The 19,910-nt window shown below is 36.5% G+C and carries 17 protein-coding genes; 12 read left to right on the top strand and 5 right to left on the bottom strand.

What is annotated here, in order from left to right; translation table 11 throughout:
- Positions 1 to 74: 74 nt before the first annotated feature.
- From galE to ACSHW7_RS13340, 8 genes are all read left to right on the top strand, one after another.
- Complete coding sequence (gene galE / locus ACSHW7_RS13375) at positions 75 to 1,094, top strand: UDP-glucose 4-epimerase GalE (protein ID WP_435679869.1); 1,020 nt, start codon at positions 75 to 77, stop codon at positions 1,092 to 1,094.
- A 35-nt stretch (positions 1,095 to 1,129) separates the two neighbouring features.
- A complete protein-coding gene (locus ACSHW7_RS13370; RefSeq protein ID WP_435679868.1) occupies positions 1,130 to 2,386 on the top strand; it encodes a cation:proton antiporter in 1,257 nt (418 codons plus the stop codon).
- A 42-nt stretch (positions 2,387 to 2,428) separates the two neighbouring features.
- Entirely contained in the window at positions 2,429 to 3,331 is a 903-nt protein-coding gene (era, locus tag ACSHW7_RS13365) for a GTPase Era (RefSeq protein ID WP_435679867.1), read from the top strand.
- 6 nt (positions 3,332 to 3,337) lie between these two features.
- Entirely contained in the window at positions 3,338 to 4,108 is a 771-nt protein-coding gene (locus ACSHW7_RS13360; protein WP_435679866.1) for a zinc-dependent peptidase, read from the top strand.
- A gap of 78 nt (positions 4,109 to 4,186) precedes the next feature.
- Entirely contained in the window at positions 4,187 to 4,657 is a 471-nt protein-coding gene (locus ACSHW7_RS13355; RefSeq protein ID WP_435679865.1) for an FkbM family methyltransferase, read from the top strand.
- Between the two features lie 23 nt (positions 4,658 to 4,680).
- Positions 4,681 to 4,908, top strand: coding sequence for a hypothetical protein (locus ACSHW7_RS13350; protein ID WP_435679922.1), 228 nt, complete (start codon positions 4,681 to 4,683; stop codon positions 4,906 to 4,908).
- Positions 4,909 to 5,120: 212 nt separating this feature from the next.
- Positions 5,121 to 6,425 (top strand): ribosome biogenesis GTPase Der, encoded by a 1,305-nt coding sequence (gene der, locus ACSHW7_RS13345; protein WP_435679921.1) that lies wholly within the window; start codon positions 5,121 to 5,123, stop codon positions 6,423 to 6,425.
- 78 nt (positions 6,426 to 6,503) lie between these two features.
- A complete protein-coding gene (locus ACSHW7_RS13340; protein ID WP_435679864.1) occupies positions 6,504 to 9,269 on the top strand; it encodes an outer membrane beta-barrel protein in 2,766 nt (921 codons plus the stop codon).
- A gap of 180 nt (positions 9,270 to 9,449) precedes the next feature.
- Here ACSHW7_RS13340 and ACSHW7_RS13335 read toward each other — a convergent pair whose 3' ends face one another.
- From ACSHW7_RS13335 to ACSHW7_RS13315, 5 genes are all read right to left on the bottom strand, one after another.
- Positions 9,450 to 10,268 carry a TPM domain-containing protein gene (locus ACSHW7_RS13335; RefSeq protein ID WP_435679863.1) on the bottom strand — a complete coding sequence of 273 codons (819 nt, stop codon included), beginning with the start codon at positions 10,266 to 10,268 and terminating at the stop codon, positions 9,450 to 9,452.
- A 166-nt stretch (positions 10,269 to 10,434) separates the two neighbouring features.
- Positions 10,435 to 10,872 carry a TPM domain-containing protein gene (locus ACSHW7_RS13330; protein WP_435679862.1) on the bottom strand — a complete coding sequence of 146 codons (438 nt, stop codon included), beginning with the start codon at positions 10,870 to 10,872 and terminating at the stop codon, positions 10,435 to 10,437.
- 46 nt (positions 10,873 to 10,918) lie between these two features.
- On the bottom strand, positions 10,919 to 11,527 hold the full coding sequence (locus ACSHW7_RS13325) for a LemA family protein (protein WP_435679861.1): 609 nt from the start codon (positions 11,525 to 11,527) through the stop codon (positions 10,919 to 10,921).
- A gap of 10 nt (positions 11,528 to 11,537) precedes the next feature.
- Positions 11,538 to 11,867, bottom strand: a complete 330-nt coding sequence (locus ACSHW7_RS13320; RefSeq protein WP_435679860.1) for a MerR family transcriptional regulator — start codon at positions 11,865 to 11,867, stop codon at positions 11,538 to 11,540.
- Between the two features lie 241 nt (positions 11,868 to 12,108).
- Positions 12,109 to 13,086, bottom strand: coding sequence for a M23 family metallopeptidase (locus tag ACSHW7_RS13315; protein WP_435679859.1), 978 nt, complete (start codon positions 13,084 to 13,086; stop codon positions 12,109 to 12,111).
- A 119-nt stretch (positions 13,087 to 13,205) separates the two neighbouring features.
- On the opposite strand from ACSHW7_RS13315, the gene alaS reads away from it, so the two are divergent.
- From alaS to ACSHW7_RS13295, 4 genes are all read left to right on the top strand, one after another.
- A complete protein-coding gene (alaS, locus tag ACSHW7_RS13310; RefSeq protein ID WP_435679858.1) occupies positions 13,206 to 15,821 on the top strand; it encodes an alanine--tRNA ligase in 2,616 nt (871 codons plus the stop codon).
- 1 nt (position 15,822) lies between these two features.
- On the top strand, positions 15,823 to 16,770 hold the full coding sequence (locus tag ACSHW7_RS13305; RefSeq protein WP_435679857.1) for a GSCFA domain-containing protein: 948 nt from the start codon (positions 15,823 to 15,825) through the stop codon (positions 16,768 to 16,770).
- 121 nt (positions 16,771 to 16,891) lie between these two features.
- On the top strand, positions 16,892 to 17,413 hold the full coding sequence (locus ACSHW7_RS13300) for a DUF6252 family protein (RefSeq protein ID WP_435679856.1): 522 nt from the start codon (positions 16,892 to 16,894) through the stop codon (positions 17,411 to 17,413).
- Between the two features lie 355 nt (positions 17,414 to 17,768).
- Positions 17,769 to 19,634: a PQQ-binding-like beta-propeller repeat protein gene (locus tag ACSHW7_RS13295; RefSeq protein WP_435679855.1), complete on the top strand. Its 1,866-nt coding sequence runs from the start codon at positions 17,769 to 17,771 to the stop codon at positions 19,632 to 19,634.
- Positions 19,635 to 19,910 lie beyond the last annotated feature (276 nt).

The following is a 19,910-nucleotide window of genomic DNA, read 5'->3' as shown; positions in this document are numbered from 1 at the left end:
TCTTCGGAAAATTTAATTGCCCAAAACTTCGTTTTCAATTTTAAACAGTAGTTTTGTTGCAAAGAATTTTAAAGATGAAAATAGTAGTTACCGGAGGTTTAGGATTTATTGGTTCGCACGTTGTGGTAGAGTTACAACAAAAAGGATTTGAAGTTGTCATCATAGACAATCTATCAAATGCCGATAAAAATGTATTCAATGGTATTTCTGAAATTACTGGAATCACACCCCTTTTTGAAGAAATGGATTTGCGTGATAAAGCATCGGTTATCGATTTTTTTTCGAGACATACTGATGTTGATGGGGTAATACATTTTGCGGCTTCAAAAGCCGTGGGAGAGAGTGTTGAAAATCCTTTACTGTATTATGAAAACAACTTAAATACGCTTGTGTACGTTTTGCAAGAGTTACAAAAAAAGGATACTGCCAACTTTATTTTTAGTTCTTCTTGCACCGTTTATGGTCAAGCAGACCAAATGCCAATAACCGAAAATGCACCTGTAAAACCGGCAGAGTCTCCCTACGGAAACACAAAACAAATAGGAGAAGAAATTATCCAAGATGTTTGCCGAGTTACTCCAAATTTAAATGCAATTGCGCTTCGCTATTTTAATCCTATCGGTTCTCACGAGAGTTCTTTGATTGGAGAATTGCCCATTGGAACACCACAAAACTTAGTTCCATTAATAACCCAAACGGCAACGGGGCAACGAGAACAACTTTCGGTTTACGGTGATGATTATCCAACACCAGATGGAACCGCCATTCGTGATTATATTCATGTAGTAGATTTAGCAAAAGCACACGTGGTTGCACTTCAGAAATTATTGAAAAGAGAAATGAGTTCAAATTATGATTTTTTCAATATTGGAACAGGAAAAGGAAGTTCGGTTTTGGAAGTTGTAAATGCTTTTGAAAAAGTGACCGGCGAAAAATTAAACTATAAAATAGTAGCCAGACGTCCAGGCGATGTTGTCGAAGCCTATGCAAATACTACAAAAGCAAAAGAAGTATTGGGTTGGCAAACCGAGTTGACATTGGAAGATGCACTTGCATCTGCATGGAAATGGGAGCAGAATATAAGGGGATATTAATTAAAATTTAGCACATAACTTAAAGGATATTAGCAATGGATTATTTTTTAATTATCACAATACTTGTATTCTTAGCGGCTACATTTGGTTACATTAACGTTCGTTTTTTAAAGCTGCCAACCACTATAGGTTTAATGGTAATAACCATAGTGTTTACTCTTGGTGTTTTTGCAATCAGTTATTTTGATACTACACTATTAGATGCTGAAAAATACATAATCACTCAAATTGATTTTAAAACTGTCTTATTAGATATTATGTTAAGTTTCTTGCTGTTTGCAGGGGCGTTACATACAAATTTTAATCAATTAAAAATACAGCGATGGCCAGTGCTTGCTTTTTCAACTGTAGGAGTTTTAACTTCTACGTTTCTTGTAGGTATTGTGATGTATTTAATTTTACAATTATTAAACTTAAATATTGACTTTATTTACTGTTTGCTTTTTGGGGCTTTGATTTCACCTACAGACCCTATAGCCGTTCTTGGTATTTTAAAGAAAGCAGGTGTTCCAAAAAAACTCGAAACAAAAATTGTAGGAGAATCATTATTTAATGATGGTGTTGGTGTGGTCGTTTTTTTAACAATATTCCAAATTGCTTCTCTAGGTGAAGGAGGCGAGGTAAATCCTATGGATATTGTTGTTTTGTTTTCCCAAGAAGTATTGGGTGGAATTGCGTTAGGATTATTTTTGGGATGGATTACTTACAGGCTCATGAAGTCAATAGACGATTATGATATTGAAGTTATTCTAACACTTGCAGCCGTAATGGGAGGAACAGCTGTAGCGCAACATTTTCATTTATCGGCACCTTTAGCAATGGTTACCGCAGGATTACTAGTAGGAAACGATACGGTTCGCCACTCTGCAATGTCTCAAACTACAGAAATATATGTAGATAAGTTCTGGGAGTTGATTGATATTTTACTAAATACAATATTGTTTGTATTAATTGGTATGGAAATGCTCGTGCTCACATTAAAAGGCAGTTATGTTATCGCTGGGCTGATAGCTATTCCAGTTATCCTTATTTGTAGATACAGTTCATTATTATTGCCAATTACTTTCTTTAAGAAAAAATTAAATTTTGTTCCAAAAACAAATCTAATTATGACTTGGGGAGGACTTCGGGGTGGAATTTCTATAGCGCTAGCATTAGGTTTAACTTCTGAAATGCACCGCGATTTATTTCTAGTTATAACTTACATTGTAGTTGTGTTTTCAATTATAGTACAAGGATTAACCGTTGGAGCACTTGTCAAAAAAGTTGCTACAGAAACCGAAGTTGATTAAAATCAATTCATCCTCTAAATAATTACTAGTTATCTTTGCAAAATGGAAGAAACCACTACAACGCATAAAGCCGGATTTGTAAATATTATAGGAAACCCAAATGTGGGTAAAAGTACGTTGATGAACGCCTTTGTTGGCGAGCGCTTATCTATAATTACTTCAAAAGCGCAAACTACCCGTCACCGTATTTTGGGGATTGTGAACGGCGATGATTTTCAAGTATTGTTGAGTGACACACCTGGGATTATAAAACCCGCGTATGAGTTACAAGCGAGCATGATGGACTTTGTAAAAAGTGCCTTTGAAGATGCAGATGTTTTACTTTACATTGTGGAGTTAGGAGAAAAGGAACTTAAAGATGAAGCCTTTTTCAATAAAATTCAAAATAGTAAAATCCCTGTACTTTTATTACTGAATAAAATTGACCAAGGAAATGAAGAACTTTTAAAGGAAGCTTTAGAACTTTGGAAAGAAAAAGTCCCCAATGCAGAAATTTTCGCGATTTCAGCATTGCAAAATTTCGGCGTTGCCGAAGTCTTTACTCGCATTATCGAATTGCTCCCAGAGTCACCACCATTTTACCCCAAAGACCAATTAACAGATAAACCCGAACGTTTCTTTGTCAATGAATGTATCCGTGAAAAAATATTGATCCATTACAAAAAAGAGATTCCATATTCGGTTGAGATTGTGACCGAGGAGTTCTTTGAGGATGAAACCATTATCCGCATACGTGCTGTGATTATGGTAGAACGCGAGTCTCAAAAAGGGATTATCATTGGGCATAAAGGAGAAGCTTTAAAAAGAGTGGGAACCGAAGCCAGAAAAGACCTTCAAAAGTTCTTCGGAAAACAGATTTACTTGGAAACGTATGTAAAAGTGAGCAAGAATTGGAGAAGCGATTCAAAACAATTAAGACGTTTTGGATATAACAATAAGAGCTAATAATAAATGCTACTTTCTATCATCCTCTTCGCTTTGCTCGTTGTATTTGCTATTTACGCGTTCAGCAAATTAAAAAAGAAACCGGCGCAGGAATTTCCCAAGGAATGGGAATCCTCTCTGCTGAAACGAGTTCACTTTTATAGCAATCTTTCAAAAGAAAATAGAGAAGTATTTAAGAAACGAATGATGGCGTTTTTAAGCGAAATCAACATAGAAGGTATAAAAACCGAAGTTACTCAAGAAGACAAAATGCTCATCGCTGCAAGTGCGGTCATTCCCGTTTTCGGTTTTGGAGACTGGCATTATAATAATCTTAGCAGTATTTTGATTTATCCAGATAATTTTAATGACGATTTAGAATTTGAAGGGGAAGGAAACCAACGAATGATTGCCGGACTTGTGGGAAGCGGGAGATTTGAAAAACAAATGATATTGTCAAAACGAGCGATTCATCACGCTTTTGAAAACAAAACCGATAAGCACAACACGCCCGTTCATGAATTTGTGCATTTAATCGATAAACTAGATGGCGAAACTGACGGAATCCCCGAGCGCTTATTGGAACATAAATACGTTATTCCGTGGGTAAAATTAATGCACGACGAAATGGAAGCCATCAACAACGATCAAAGTGATATTAGAAAATACGGAGGAACCAATCAAGCCGAATTCTTTGCTGTGGTGAGCGAATACTTCTTTGAACGCCCAGACCTTTTTAAACGCAAACACCCAGAGCTGCATGAAATGCTAGTGCGTTGTTTTCAGCAGTTTTCATAAAAGCATTATATCTTTGTTCATCTAACGGCTTTTGAAATATTATTATATAGTATATCAAAATCAAATTTATTAAACCCTATGGTTAAGAGAACATTAAAAGAGATAAGGTCATTCGTTAGAAATTTGGGATATGATATAGTCAAATTTGAATCACAAAATCTTGGAAAATACCCTTACTTGGACATCCATAAATTTGTATCGAGTAAAAAACCTATCATTTTTGATGTTGGCGCAAACGAAGGTCAAACCCTGCAAAGTATTAAAGATGTATTTGATGACTACATTATGCACGCCTTTGAGCCTAGCCCTACAACATTTAAAATATTAGAGAAAAACACCGCAAATCATAAAAATATCAATTTGTGGAATGCTGGCCTTGGAGCACAAAAAGGGCAATTAGTTTTAAACGAAACATCAGGGACAGAGATGAGTTCATTTCTCGAAAAAGGAATTGAGGGTTGGGGTGAAGTTGTTAGAAATACCACTGTAAAAGTTAACACTGTTGATGATTTTTGCCGAGAAAAAATATTGATTTCATTGACGTATTAAAGCTGGATACTCAGGGTTATGAAATGGAGGTTTTCAAAGGAGCTAAAAAAACTTTGGCCGAAAACAAAATTGGTCTTCTGTATTTTGAAGTCACATTTATGGATATGTACAAAAATTTACCTTCTTTCTCTTCTTTATATGATGTTGCGATTGACAATGGATTTGAGCTAATAACCATTTATCCATTAAAATATCGCAACGATAAAGCTGGCTGGACAGACGTATTGTTCAAACATAAGAGTTACAAATAAACGTTTGCTTGTCTTTAGTTTTTTTTGAAATAAAATTATATTGATCGATATTTCAGTAGCCACTTAATTAATGTTTTATTTAATTTAAAAAGTTTTCTTTTCTTTCATCTTTGGCTTCAGTTTCAGTGTTTTAATATTTCCGCAGAACAAGCCATTTTACCTAAATTTTCTATCAAATAAAGAGTACTTTTGCAAACTATTAAATTTTATAAATTATGAGCATAGTTGCTATCGTGGGACGCCCAAATGTGGGAAAATCTACTTTTTTTAATCGCTTGATTCAAAGGAGAGAAGCTATCGTTGACGCCGTGAGTGGGGTTACACGTGACCGCCATTATGGAAAAAGTGATTGGAACGGGAAGGAGTTTTCTGTGATTGATACCGGCGGTTATGTGAAAGGTAGCGATGACGTTTTTGAAGCCGAAATCGATAAACAAGTAGAACTTGCCATTGATGAAGCAGACGCTATAATTTTTATGGTTGAAGTAGAAGCGGGCGTAACGGGAATGGATGAAGAGGTTGCTAGATTACTTCGGAAATGTAAAAAACCCATATTCTTAGCAGTGAATAAAGTAGATAATGGGCAACGTGCCCAAGATGCTGTTGAATTTTATTCGCTAGGATTTGAAAATTTTTATACTATTTCCAGCATCAACGGAAGTGGAAGTGGTGATTTACTCGACGACCTTATAAAAGCATTGCCAGAAGAAGCCGAAAAAGAAGAAGCGACATTGCCAAGGTTTGCTGTCGTAGGAAGACCTAATGCGGGGAAATCTTCTTTCATCAACGCATTGATAGGGCAAGAGCGCTACATAGTAACTGATATTGCGGGAACAACAAGAGATAGTATCGATACAAAATACAATCGTTTTGGATTTGAATTTAACTTGGTTGATACCGCGGGAATCAGAAAAAAACGAAAAGTAAAAGAAGACTTAGAGTTTTATTCGGTTATGCGAAGTGTGCGTGCTATTGAACATAGTGATGTTATCATCCTTGTTTTTGATGCTCAAAGAGGATTTGACGGACAGGTTCAAAAGATTTTCTGGTTGGCTCACCGAAACAATAAAGGCGTTGTTATTCTTGCCAATAAGTGGGATTTGATTGAAAAAGACCACAAAAGCGCTAAGGAATTTGAGACGTATATTCGTCGTCAATGCGAGCCTTTTACTGATGTGCCTATTGTTTTTATGTCGGTTTTAAACAAGCAGCGTATTTTCAAAGCCATTGAAACTGCGGTTGAAGTTTACGAAAACCGAAATAAGAAAATAAAGACAAGTGTTTTGAACGACACATTATTACCTATCATTGAAAATACACCACCACCACAGCATAAGGGTAAATACGTAAAAATCAAATATATTACACAACTACCTACGCCGCATCCTTGTTTCGCATTCTTTGCGAACTTGCCTCAATATATCAAAGATCCGTACAAACGGTTTCTTGAAAATCAATTGCGAAAAGAGTTTGATTTCAATGGTGTTCCTGTAACGGTTTATATTAGAAAGAAATAGTTGTTTTTCAATTATTCATAACGATTACAATTGATTGAGATTGTTGTCGTTAATACAATACCAATCAAAATCAATCGCATGCGCATACTTACACTAACGTTGCTATTCATCTCTTCAATCGCCTTTTCTCAAGAGTTTTCAATCGAAGGAACGTTGACAGATGCCGAGAGCGGAGTTCCGTTAGAATCTGCAACCGTTTACGCAGAGAAAATTCAGGATTCAACCTTGGTTACGTACACCATTAGTAATCAAAAGGGATATTTTAAACTCATTGGAAATACTGGCGCCAGTGAAGTGAACGTCAATATTAGCTTTGTAGGGTATGAAAATTATCTTAAAAAAGTTTCGATTAAAGAAAGCATTGTACAACTTGATAGTATAAAAATGATACCCGCTCAAGAAACCTTGGATGGCATTACAATTACAGCAAAACGAGCACCGGTAACTATAAAGAAAGATACTTTAGAGTTTAACGTAGCATCCTTTAAAACCAAAAAAGACGCGAACGTAGAAGATTTACTTAAAGAACTTCCCGGCGTTGAGGTAGATAGTGATGGAAAAATTACCGTTAATGGAAAGCCGGTCAATAAAATTCTAGTAAATGGGAAGCCGTTTTTTGGGGATGACCCAACCATTGCCACCCGAAACCTTACCAAAGAAATTGTTGATAAAATTCAAGTAACAGATACAAAAACCGATAGTGAAGCTTTTGCAGGTGAAGCTGGAGATGATGAAAATAAAACCATCAATATTACAATTGATGAAGAAAAAAATAAAGGGATATTTGGACGGGTTGCTGCAGGAGGAGGGACGGATGAGCGTTTTGAATATGCGGGGTTGATCAATTATTTTGACAATGAATTACGTATTAGTGCTTTGGGTGGTGGAAATAATACCAATTCGCCAGGGTTTAGCTTTGGTGAGTTGGATAAAATGTTTGGTGGGGCTAGGTATATTTCAACAAATAGTAATGGAGCAATTAATTACGGAGGCCGAAATTTTGGCGGAGGACAAGGAATTACAAACTCACGCGTGGGAGGTGCTAATTTCGCAGACGAGCTGGGTAAAGAGACGGATATTTCAGCAGACTACTTTTATTCGGCTTCAAATTCGTTTAACAACGAAATTAGAAACCGTGAAAACATACTTCCCGATGACCTCTTTTTTTCAAACAGCACTTCAAGTACACGAAGCGAAACTGATGGTCACAGTATAAATGTGAATTTTAAAACTGAAATTGACAGTACATTTCAGATTGAAGTAAGACCGCAATTTAATTACACAAAAGGTGTAAATTTTTACAGTGACAATGAAACTTCCAGCAGGATAAATGGCGATTTGACCAACCAGTCAAGCACAGATAGATTTAGCGAAAGCAAAAACGCGTCATTTGAAAACAGACTGGAAATGACTAAAAAATACGGCGATAGAGGCGGATTTTTTAGGGTTCGTTTTAATAACGATATTTCTAGGGATGAAAATGACGATGAGCTTCAAAGCAATACAGAGGTTTTTGGCGATGATCCAAATACAATCATTAGAAATCAGCTCACAGATGGAGAACAAAAAAACAATGGTTTTGAAGTTCAAACCAGATTGCGCTATCCCATTTTGGGCGATAATTTATATCTTGAAGGTACGTATACTTACGAAAGTGATAACAGGGAAGATAGACAGAGCGTGTTCGATTTTGATGAAACCACGCAAACATACTCCAATTTTAACACCGAGCAGAGCACCGATTTTGACAACAAAAACGAGAGTTCAAAGCCAGAAATTGGGATGACCTACAAAGATGACAAGCTACGAGTTTCAGCAAATGTGGCGTATGTGAACAGGACATTAGAAAGTGATGACGCGGTGCGAAATGTAAATTTCAAGAACGATTTTGATGCTGTTGAAACTGGACTGCGAGTAAATTATTCGTTCACTAAAAAATTTAGGTCTTGGATGGGTTACAGTTTGCGTAATAATGCGCCTTCGGTTGGGCAATTATCGCCGTATGTAAATGTTTCAAATCCTTTGAATATTCGAACGGGTAATCCAGATTTAAAACCCACCAATCGCCACAGTATTTATTTGGGCGGTAACAATTACGATTTTCAAACCAAGTCTGGTTTTTATGCCTATATGAATGCAAGTTTGAGCAATGACGATGTGGTTTCGCAAACTACAACAGATGAAGACTTTGTAAGAACAACAACCTATACAAACGTAGATGGAGCGTATAATTACAATGGAAATTTAGGTTGGAATAAGTCGAAACAATTGGATAGTATTCGCACCGTTACATTGAATTTAGGATTTAATTTCTACGGAAATAAATCGGTCAACTTCAATAATAATATTCAATATGACAGCCAAACAACAACGTTTAGACCCGAAATAGGGATTGGTTTTACGTGGAAAGATTTGTTTGACATTGACCCATCTTATTCTATAAGCTCAAGCCGAAATACATTCGATATTGCAGCTTTTGAAGACGAAACATATATTCAGCATACCTTAGAATTACAAACAAATTTCACCTATCCAGAAAACTTTGAGTGGAACAATGACATCAATTATAATTACAATCCCGATGTCGCCGAAGGTTTTCAAAGGAGTGCATTTTTCTGGAATACATCGATTTCATATTCGGTTATCAAAGACAAGGGATTGGTCACATTAAAGGCCTACGATTTACTAAACCAAAATACAAACGCCCGCCGTACGTCAACCGCAGACTATATTCAAGATATTCAAAGCACGGTGTTGCAGCGCTACTTTATGCTTAGCTTTAGTTATAAGTTTAACACCCTCGGGAAGAAGGGAGAGACGGATGATAATGGGTGGTGGAATTGATTTTTTTAAAATCGATAAATCTAGAATTGTTCCCTTGGCTTCTGAAATTTGACTGCGTGAAGCGATTAAAAGCCATTTATATTTATTGAAGACTTTAGATAGTCCAAAATTACCACCTTAGTAGGTGTCATCTTCATTGATGATTTAAAATAGATTTTTAGTAGTAAGAAAAATAAGTTTTTACCAACCTCCAGAAGCGCCACCGCCTCCAAAGCCACCTCCCCCGAAGCCACCACCAAAACCTCCACCGAAGCCACCTCCCGAAGAAGAACCACCTCCAAAACTTCCGCCCCCGAATCCACCGGTGCGTCCCATATTTGAAAGAATAATGACATCCAGTAAACTACTTCCGGTGCTAGTGCGGTTGCCGCCTTTTCCTCCGCGTCCATTTTTCTTTGAAGTTAAAGCGATGATAAAAACAATGAATAAGAAAATTAAAAAGAAAATAACTTGAGGTGGAATCCCTCCTTCTTTTGAAAAGTCACGGTCTTCTTTAAATTCGCCATTGAGTGCTTCAAAAACAGCATCTGCTGCTTGGTCAAGCCCACCATAAAAATTACCTGCCTTAAATTGTGGTACCATAATGCGGTTGATAATACGCTCGGCCATTAAATCTGTAATTCTATATTCTATACCGTAGCCAGTATTGATATCTACTTTACGGTCATCTTTTGCAAGTAATATTAAAATACCATTATCCTCATCTGCTTGACCAATTCCCCATTTTTGCCCCCATTTTGCTCCTAAAAAAGATATGTCTTCCCCTTTTGTAGTGCTAATAATTGCCACAACGATTTGGGTTGAGGTTGAATCTGCATACCTCACTAATTTTTCTTCTAAAGAACTCTTTTCTGAAGGTGTCAACAAATTTATGTAATCATACACAGAGGTCTGCTCTTCGGGAACTGGCGGAATATCAAATTGTGCCATTATAGTCCCACTTACTAAAATTGCAAGTGTGAATAATAAGGAAGAAATATATGTTTTTATGTTGTTCAAATTGTTGTTTGTTATAATTCCCTCACCCCAGCCCTTTTGCTTTCCTCTCAGTCGTGCCTTTCTCGTCGGATACAGCTCTCAGAGGGCGCTTTAAAACTGTGGGGTGCTCAAATAGTAATTTCTTTATTACTAACACCTACCAGCGAAGCGTCCTACCCGCTACCACCTATCCCACTGATATATCATCGGGCAATTCATTTTTATCATTCGCTTTGTAGGGAAAATATTTCTTCAATTGTTCACCCGCTTTAATGATACCATCCACAAGCCCTTGTGTAATATTTCCTTTTTTGAAATGATTGATAATTATATCTTTAGTGCTTTCCCAAAAATCTTGTGACACTTTATCGTTGATGCCTTTGTCTCCCATTATTACTAGCGTTCTATCTTCCACGGCAACATAAATAAGCACGCCGTTGCTATGCTTAGTGTTATTCATGTGCAAGAAATCAAACACTTCCGCAGCTCTTTCAAAAGGGTCAAGTTCTGAAGTCGCTTCAAGGTGAACCCGTATTTCACCACTCGTATTTCCCTCAGCAACACGAATTGCATTGATTATATTGGCCTCGTCTTCAGCGGTTAAAAAATCTTCTACTTTTGACATTATTTAATTTTGCGGGTTATTGTTTTATTGAATAAAATCGGAATGCTTACGTTCCAAAATCAAACTCTACATTTGGCGCTACATCGCTACCTTCTTTTGCTTTAAAATAAGCGATTTGGTCAAATTTTCCCACAAAATTATTGATGATGTTATTTGGGAATGTTTGAATGTGCTTATTAAATGGTCTTGCACTTTCGTTAAAACGATTGCGCTCTACATTAATTCTATTTTCGGTACGTTCTAACTCGTTGATAAGTTCTTTAAAATTTTCATTAGCCTTTAAATCTGGGTATCTTTCAAATACAGCCAATAGTCTTGATAAAGCTCCCGTCATATTTTCCTGTACTTGCTGGAATTGCTCCATTTTTTCAGGAGTAATATTTGTTGGGTCAATAGTAATGGATGTCGCTTTACTACGTGCCTCGATTACTTTCGTCAAGGTTTCTTGTTCAAATTCGGCATATCCTTTTGCCGTATTTACAATATTAGGAATAAGGTCTGCTCTACGTTGGTAAGCGCTTTCAACATTTCCCCATTGTGCCGTGGCATCTTCTTTTAAGGAAATTCCAGTGTTATAAAATTTAGGTCCCATTGTAAATCCAATAATGGTTAGAATAGCTACAATGGCGATAATAAAAATGAGTGATTTTTTCATGATAGGTTGTTTAAAGTTGGTCTTTTATTTTAAGTAATTCGGTTTTAACGCCTTCTAGCTTTCTAATAATATCAAAGCTATCCAGTGTTTTCTTTCTGTTTTCTTTCAAATGAGTTTTAGCTCCTTCGAGTGTAAATCCTCTTTCTTTAACTAAGTAATAGATGAGTTCTAGATTTTTTACATCAGCGGGTGTAAATTTTCTGTTTCCCTTTGCGTTTTTCTTGGGTTGTAGAACGTCAAACTCCTTTTCCCAAAACCGAATCAAACTATTGTTCACCCCAAAAGCCTTGGCTACTTCGCCAATATTATAATATCTTTTTTCAGGTAATTCTATATGCATGTTAGTTGGTGGTCTTTAGTCATTAGACGGTAGTAATATGTTAAGGGTTAAAAGTTAAACGTGTATTTGTTTTTAATTATATCTATGTAAGAACATCACCTCCCAACCTCCACTTCTAAGGGGAGGAGGTTTTCAAATCCTCCTTTCGAAGGGGATTAGGTGGATGTTCTTCGGTTTAATCAATTCTTTATTTCATAAAATTTCAGAAATCGTACATCTACAACCGCACATCGCAAATCCATTAGTCAAGACTCTGATTTTCAGCTTGCGATTTTTTCAAAATATCGGCAAATTCTTCAGGGCTCAAATTTCCGTAGTAAAAATTAATAGGATTGATGCGCTCACCATCTTTAAAAACCTCGTAATGTAAATGAGGTGCTTCAGACCGCCCAGTGCTTCCAATAAACCCAATGAGATCACCACGTTTCACTTTGTTGCCTTGTCTCACATTGTATTTGTAGAGGTGTGCGTACAAACTTTCATAGCCAAAACCATGCTCAATCCGTATGTGATTTCCGTAGCCCGTAGCTGTATTGTCTGCTCGTGTTACTACGCCATCGCCACTTGCGTAAACAGGCGTTCCTCGCGGTGCTGTAAAATCCATTCCAAAATGAAACTTACGAGCTTTTGTAAATGGATCCGTGCGATACCCATAACCAGACGCCATGCGTGTTAAATCTTCATTGTTTACCGGTTGGATGGCAGGAATAGCAGCCAATAACTCTTCTTTTTCCTCGGCCATTACAGCAATTTCATCAAGTGATTGCGATTGAACTACAATTTGTTTGGTGAGAATATCGAGTCTTTTGTTACTAGAAACTATTAAAGACGAATTATCAAATCCCTCAAGGTCTTTATACCTATTAATACCTCCAAAACCTGCCTTTCTCTGCTCATCAGGAATGGGATTTGCTTCAAAATAAACGCGATATAAATTGTTGTCTCGGTCTGCAATTTCATGGAGAACCATTTCTGCCTCTTCCATTTTTTTGTTCAATAAATCTAATTGAAGTTCGAGATTTGCGAGCTCGCGTGCTTGCGTTTTTTCCTTTGGAGTTTCAAAACCAGGAAGATTTAAAAATAACAGCATTAATAGAAAACCGCTGAGCACGATTCCCAAAAGACTCAAAAGAAAAATACCCGTCTTGCGGCCCTTTTTCCGTTCTATTTTTTGATAGGAAAGTGTTTCGCTATCGTAATAATATTTTACCTTAGACATACGCCAAAAAAACTTATTTTTGCTCGTTGATATGTTGCGCTTTTGAGCACAATGTTACACAAATATAGAAATTGTTTCGCTAGTACACTAAACGTATTGGCAACCACAAAAATTATACTATGAAGTCCAGCGAAATACGCTCACAGTTTTTAGAGTTTTTCAAGTCAAAATCCCACGACATTGTACCTTCTGCGCCCATGGTGTTGAAAAATGACCCCACGCTAATGTTTGTTAATAGCGGGATGGCACCTTTCAAAGAATATTTCCTCGGAAACGGAACTCCAAAGAACACGCGGTTGACCGATACGCAAAAATGCCTTCGTGTTAGCGGAAAACACAACGATCTTGAAGAAGTGGGTTATGATACGTATCATCACACTTTGTTTGAAATGTTGGGGAATTGGAGCTTTGGAGATTATTTTAAAACCGAAGCCATTGCTTGGGCATGGGAACTTTTAACCGAAGTTTTCAAAATAGACAAGGACATTTTATATGTAACCGTTTTTGAAGGAAGTGATGATGCTGATACTCTAAAAATGGACACGGAGGCATACGATATTTGGAAACAATACATTTCTGAAGACAGAATTCTCAAAGGAAATAAAAAGGATAATTTTTGGGAAATGGGCGATCAAGGACCCTGTGGACCATGTTCGGAAATCCACGTAGACATTCGCTCTGCGGAAGAAAAAGCACAGGTTGACGGTAAATCATTGGTGAATATGGACCATCCACAAGTGGTGGAAATTTGGAACCTGGTTTTCATGCAATACAACCGTAAAGCAAATGGAAACCTCGAAGTTTTGCCAAACAAACATATTGACACAGGAATGGGGTTTGAGCGTTTGTGCATGGTTATGCAAAACGTAACGTCAAATTACGATACAGATGTTTTTACTCCCATTATTCGTGAAATTGAAACGATAACCGATACAAATTATGGCGAAGATGAAAAGATAGATATCGCCATTAGAGTGATCAGCGACCACGTGCGCGCGGTGGCTTTTTCAATCGCTGACGGGCAATTACCGAGCAACACGGGAGCAGGTTATGTAATTCGCCGTATTCTGCGACGTGCAGTGCGTTATGGGTTTACATTTTTGGATAAAAAGGAACCTTTTATTTACAGGCTCGTTTCAGTATTGAGTAAAAGAATGGGTGATGCTTTTCCTGAAATTAAAAGTCAAAAGCAACTTATTGAAAATGTAATAAAAGAGGAAGAGGTGTCTTTTTTAAGAACATTGGATCAAGGTTTGATTTTGCTCGATAGAATGATTGAAGATGAAACTTCAAAAGAAGTTTCTGGGGCGAAAGTATTTGAACTTAAAGACACCTACGGTTTCCCCGAAGATTTAACCGATCTTATTCTTAGAGAACGCGGCTTCACATATTCAAAAAAAGAATTTGCCGAAAAATTACAAGAACAAAAGAATAGAGGTAAGGAAGCTTCTGCATCACAATCTGATGATTGGGTAATTTTAAAAGAAGATGCCGAAGAAGAATTTGTGGGCTACGACACACTCGAAGCAAACGTACATTTAACACGTTATCGCAAAGTGACTTCCAAAAAGGATGGAGAAATGTACCAACTGGTATTCAATCTAACTCCATTTTATGCTGAAGGTGGAGGACAAGTGGGCGATAAGGGCTATTTAGAAACACCAGATGGAGATGTTGTTTACATACTTGATACGAAGAAAGAAAACAATTTGATTATTCATTTTGTAAAGAATATGCCCAATCAATTGGAAGCTACAATGAAAGCCGTTGTAGATTCAAAACAGCGTTATAGAACAGAGTGTAATCACACAGCCACACACTTGTTGCACCAAGGATTACGAGAAATTTTGGGGACGCACGTTGAGCAAAAAGGAAGTGCGGTTCACTCAAAATATTTACGTTTCGACTTTTCGCATTTTGCAAAAGTGACCGATGAGCAATTGCGCGATGTAGAAGAATTTGTAAATGCTAGAATTGCAGGTAGATTACCACTCCAAGAAAACCGAAGTGTTCCCATGGAAAAAGCAATTGAAGAAGGTGCTATGGCACTTTTTGGGGAGAAATATGGCGATGCCGTTCGTACCATTCGTTTTGGAAAATCGATTGAACTCTGTGGTGGAACGCATGTTGAGAATACTGCGGATATTTGGCATTTTAAAATTAAAAGTGAAGGTGCCGTTGCAGCAGGAGTTAGACGTATCGAGGCCATTACTAATGATGCAGTAAAAGATTATTTTGCAGAAAATGATAAGGCCTACGCCGAAATAAAATCGCTTTTAAATAATACGCAGGAACCTACTGTAGCTATTGAAAAGTTGCAAACAGAAAATTCCTACTTAAAAAAACAAGTTGAGCAATTATTAAAAGACAAAGCAAAAAATATCAAAGGCGATTTAAAGTCCGAAGTGACTCAAGTGAATGGAGTAAATTTCTTGACAAAAGAATTAGATTTGGATGCCAATTCGCTCAAGGATTTGGCTTTCGAATTAGGTGGAGAAATAGACAATCTCTTTATTCTCTTCGGAAGCAATAATGATGGAAAGGCTCTGCTTACCTGCTACATAGACAAAAAATTAGTCACCGAAAAGAACCTAAATGCTGGTACGATTGTAAGAGAATTAGGGAAGCACATTCAAGGTGGTGGCGGTGGTCAGCCCTTCTTTGCAACCGCCGGAGGAAAAAATCCTGATGGAATTGTGAAGGCATTGGAAGATGTGAAAAGTTATTTGAAATAAGATGAAACTAACAACAACAATCCCATTATCAAAAGAGCGTAATCAGATTGATTACAAATCAAAAGTGCTATTGTTGGGGAGTTGTTTTGCCGAAAATATTGGAGAAAAGTTAGAGTACTTTAAATTCCAAAATCTAATAAATCCTTTTGGTATTTTATTCCATCCAGTTGCGATTGAAAAATTAATCACACGTGCCATAAATGAAGTTGAGTTCACTGAGAAAGACATCTTTTTTCAAAACGAACAATGGCATTGTTTCGAGGTGCATTCTTCACTTTCAAATGCAGATAAAGATATATTTCTGTCAAAGTTGAATACAGCTTTGGTTGGTTTTAAAAATTATATTATTGAAGCTTCACACATCATTTTAACGTTGGGAACGGCTTGGGTCTATCGCGAAATTTCAAATGATACCGTGGTTGCCAATTGTCATAAAATTCCGCAGAAAAAATTTATAAAAGAATTATTGTCACCAGACGATGTGAGCGATGTGCTACTCGGTATTGAAGCACTTATTAGAGACGTAAACCCCAATTGTACTCTCATACATACAGTTTCTCCCGTGCGGCATATTAAAGATGGTATTGTTGAAAATAGCCGCAGCAAAGCACATTTGATTGCTGGCACTCAAGAAATAGTTGAACCCAGAAAGCACAATCATTATTTCCCCTCTTTCGAAATAATGACAGACGAACTTCGCGATTATCGTTTTTATGGCGAGGATTTAATTCACCCAAACAACACTGCAATTTCAATTATTTGGGAAAAGTTTAAAACGATTTGGATTGCTTCGGAAACGGAACCGCTTCAAAATAAAATTGACATCATTCAAAAGGGATTACAACATCGTCCATTTAATCCGCAGAGTGAAGGTCATATAAAATTTGAAAAGGATCTGCATCTTAAAATTTCCGAAGTAAAAGAACGATTTCCTTGGATTGATTTTTAATAGAAACTCTTAAAAATTAGTAGTATACGTCAAATGCCCTATTGAATCTGCTTGATTCTTAGGGCATCTTTGTTTCATTAATTAACCATTCCTCATTAAAGGAATCTAAAACTTAAAAATTATGAAACTTTTCAAACATTTTTTTCTTACAATTATTATGGTATCCTCTTTAGTTGCTTGCAAGAGCGATGATGATGGAGGCGATGACCCAACTGGTGGAACAGGTTCGTTTACAGCAATGGTAGATGGTAGTTCTTACAGCGGATTAGAAGGCACTGTGGTTGCACAACTTACTGCATCTGGACCTACTCAAGTACTTGCTGTATCTGCAGGGACTGCTCAGTCTGAAAATTTACAAATGATTGTTACCACCTTTGATGGAGTGGGGACATACCCATTGAATTTTACAAACTTAGGGACATACAGCTTTTTACCAGATTCTTCAAATCCAGACCCAAGTACTGTTGTGATTTATACAACTGCTGGTGCTGCCCCTAACAATGCAGGTGAAATAAATATTTCTAGTTTTGATGGAGAAACGGTACAAGGAACATTTTCATTTACAGGGTATTCTTTAGATAATAATAGCGATACGGTTTCAGTGACCAATGGAGAGTTTAATATTACTGTAACTAATAATTAAACAAATACAATTGCACGTGTTGAGGAGCACTTGCAATGTTTGAAGAGCCCTGTGCTATTTACGGTACAGGGTTTTCTTTTTTAAGTCTTTGAAGGACTAAACCTAAAAAAGCTTAAACAGTTTCACTAATGACTATTAAATGTTTAAATAGCCAATTTAGAATATGAAACTTTAGGAGATTACATGATGAGTCTCAATATATCCCATAAATAACATATAGGGTTTTTGTAATGAAGCTGAATGCGAGTTTTAAAATTTAACTAATCATTACTTTATACGTCAATTGCCTTATTGAAATGGGTATAGAATTAAAGCAACTTTGATGTATATATCAATCATCTAATTTCGAAAAATTATGAAAACAATGTATAATTATATTACAGTACTATTTACATTAACTGTAACAACAATGATAGCTCAAAAAGCCGAAACTCCAGATTTTCGTTATGATACAGGGGCGAAGATAAATGAGATGCGTCTTACTCAAGGAGGAACACTTGTTGTAGCAACGAATGATGGTCTTGTAGGAATCAAGCCAGGGTCAAACGAATTACTTTTTAATTTTACTGAATACGGACGTGTAAAACCAGAGGAACTTACATTTATACCTAACACACCTTATGTAATGGTGGCACAGGGAGGTTTTGCGAATCTTACTTCTAAAAAAAGTATTGTTGACTACATATCTGGTAAAACACTATTTTCAACCGAAGGAAATGGCTGGAAAATGGTGTATAGTTGTGATGTAATGATGCCTCAAAATAAATTAGTCGTTACAGGTCAAAGACGTTCAGAAGAAAAATACGCGTATGACCTTGCAGTATATGACTTAAATACGGGAAAAGAGGACTATCGATTTAACATTGTCGATCCTAACAAAGTTACTATTGGTGGTTCTGGAATGACTTTGACGGGTACTCCATTATTGTTGAAAAATCATTTACTGATACCTACAAATAAGGGTATTCTTGCCAAGAAAGCTTTAACAGGAGAAACGCTTTGGCAAAACGAAACTGATGATGTAAACTGGATGGTAACCAATGAGAATGAAAACGAAATTTATAGTTTTGAAGCAGTTAATCAAGGTAAAAATACACGTATACATAAATTTGGAGTAAATGGTCAAGAGTTGTGGAAGGATGATCATAAGGTTAAGGGACAAGTAGTGAATTTTGAAATCTTACCTTCTGGTATCGCGGTTGTAAGCAACACAAGTGATGGTGGGAGCAATAGTGTATTCTCTCCTAAGAACGAATCTAACATAGCGTTTCTTAGCGCTACAACTGGAGAAGATTTATGGGATAAAGCACCCAAAACAAAAGGATATGTTCAGCATTTTTATGTTATGGAGGATGGAATATTATTTGGTATATACCAAGGGGGTATTAACAAAGTTTCTTTTGATGGTCAAACACTGTTCAAAAAACCACTAAAAACAGGGGAGAACATTCTAACGATGGCGCATACTCCTCAAGGATTAATTTATATTACCAGTGAGGACGCTAATATTGTAGATTTAAAAACAGGAGGCCAAGTATGGGATAAGCCTTTAAAGTATAAAAGGGCAGATGCTATCTCTTCCACCTTTGATGCTAACAAAGATCGCTATTTAATTAGCGCAGACAATACACTTTATGCTGTCGATAAATCTACTGGAAAAGTTAGTGAACTAGCAGATTCAAAATTTGATGGAAAGGAAGCTCCTTCTCATATTGAGGTGAGAAATTCTAATATACTTTTAACGAGCGAGCAGAACATGATGATGCTTGATCAAGACGGCAAAAATGTTTGGCATGAATACTACCGTGCACCTGGGAAAAGTGCAATGGGTGCAATTTTAGCAGGAGTAACTGCAGTTGCTTCAGCGGCTGGGTCAATGGCTGCGGCAAATTCATCATTACAAAATAGATTAGCTGGTTACGACAGCCAGGCTGATCGTGAAAGTGAACTGGCTGGTGGATTGGCAGCCGCTTCCGGTGCTTCAATTTCTGAAATGTTAAAAAGATTTAAAGCAACTGCTGCAACCGAAAATCACCAATTTGTACTAACAAAATTAGATGATGGAGTGGGATTAGTAAAGTTAAATAAAGATACCGGAGTAATGGAAAAAGAAATAATATTGAAAGATAAGAAGCCAGAATATATAGTAGATGATTTTGCAGGAATACTGTATTACAAAGCTGATAACAATTCAATATTTGCGTACGATCTAAAAAAATAAATGTTTAAAATAGGAACACGTTAATCAAATTATAATAGTTGTAATTAGTGAGGAGTAATTGCAACATTTAAAGAGCCCTGTGCTATTTACGGTACAGGGTTTTCTTTTTTCTGAAACATAAATAATTTTTTTATAATGATTTTTGGACTTTCACTTTTTTTTATCTGTAGTGCTATTTTGGTTGTTTTTTATTTCAGAAATAAAAATAATACAAAACAACACAAAGTTAAATGTCTTGAAATTTCAGAAATCCTTGAACTTCATTCTTTTCAAATT

Source organism: Patiriisocius sp. (genome assembly GCF_051252435.1).
Taxonomy (GTDB): Bacteria; Bacteroidota; Bacteroidia; order Flavobacteriales; family Flavobacteriaceae; genus Patiriisocius.
This window is presented reverse-complemented; position numbering and strand designations above follow the sequence as displayed.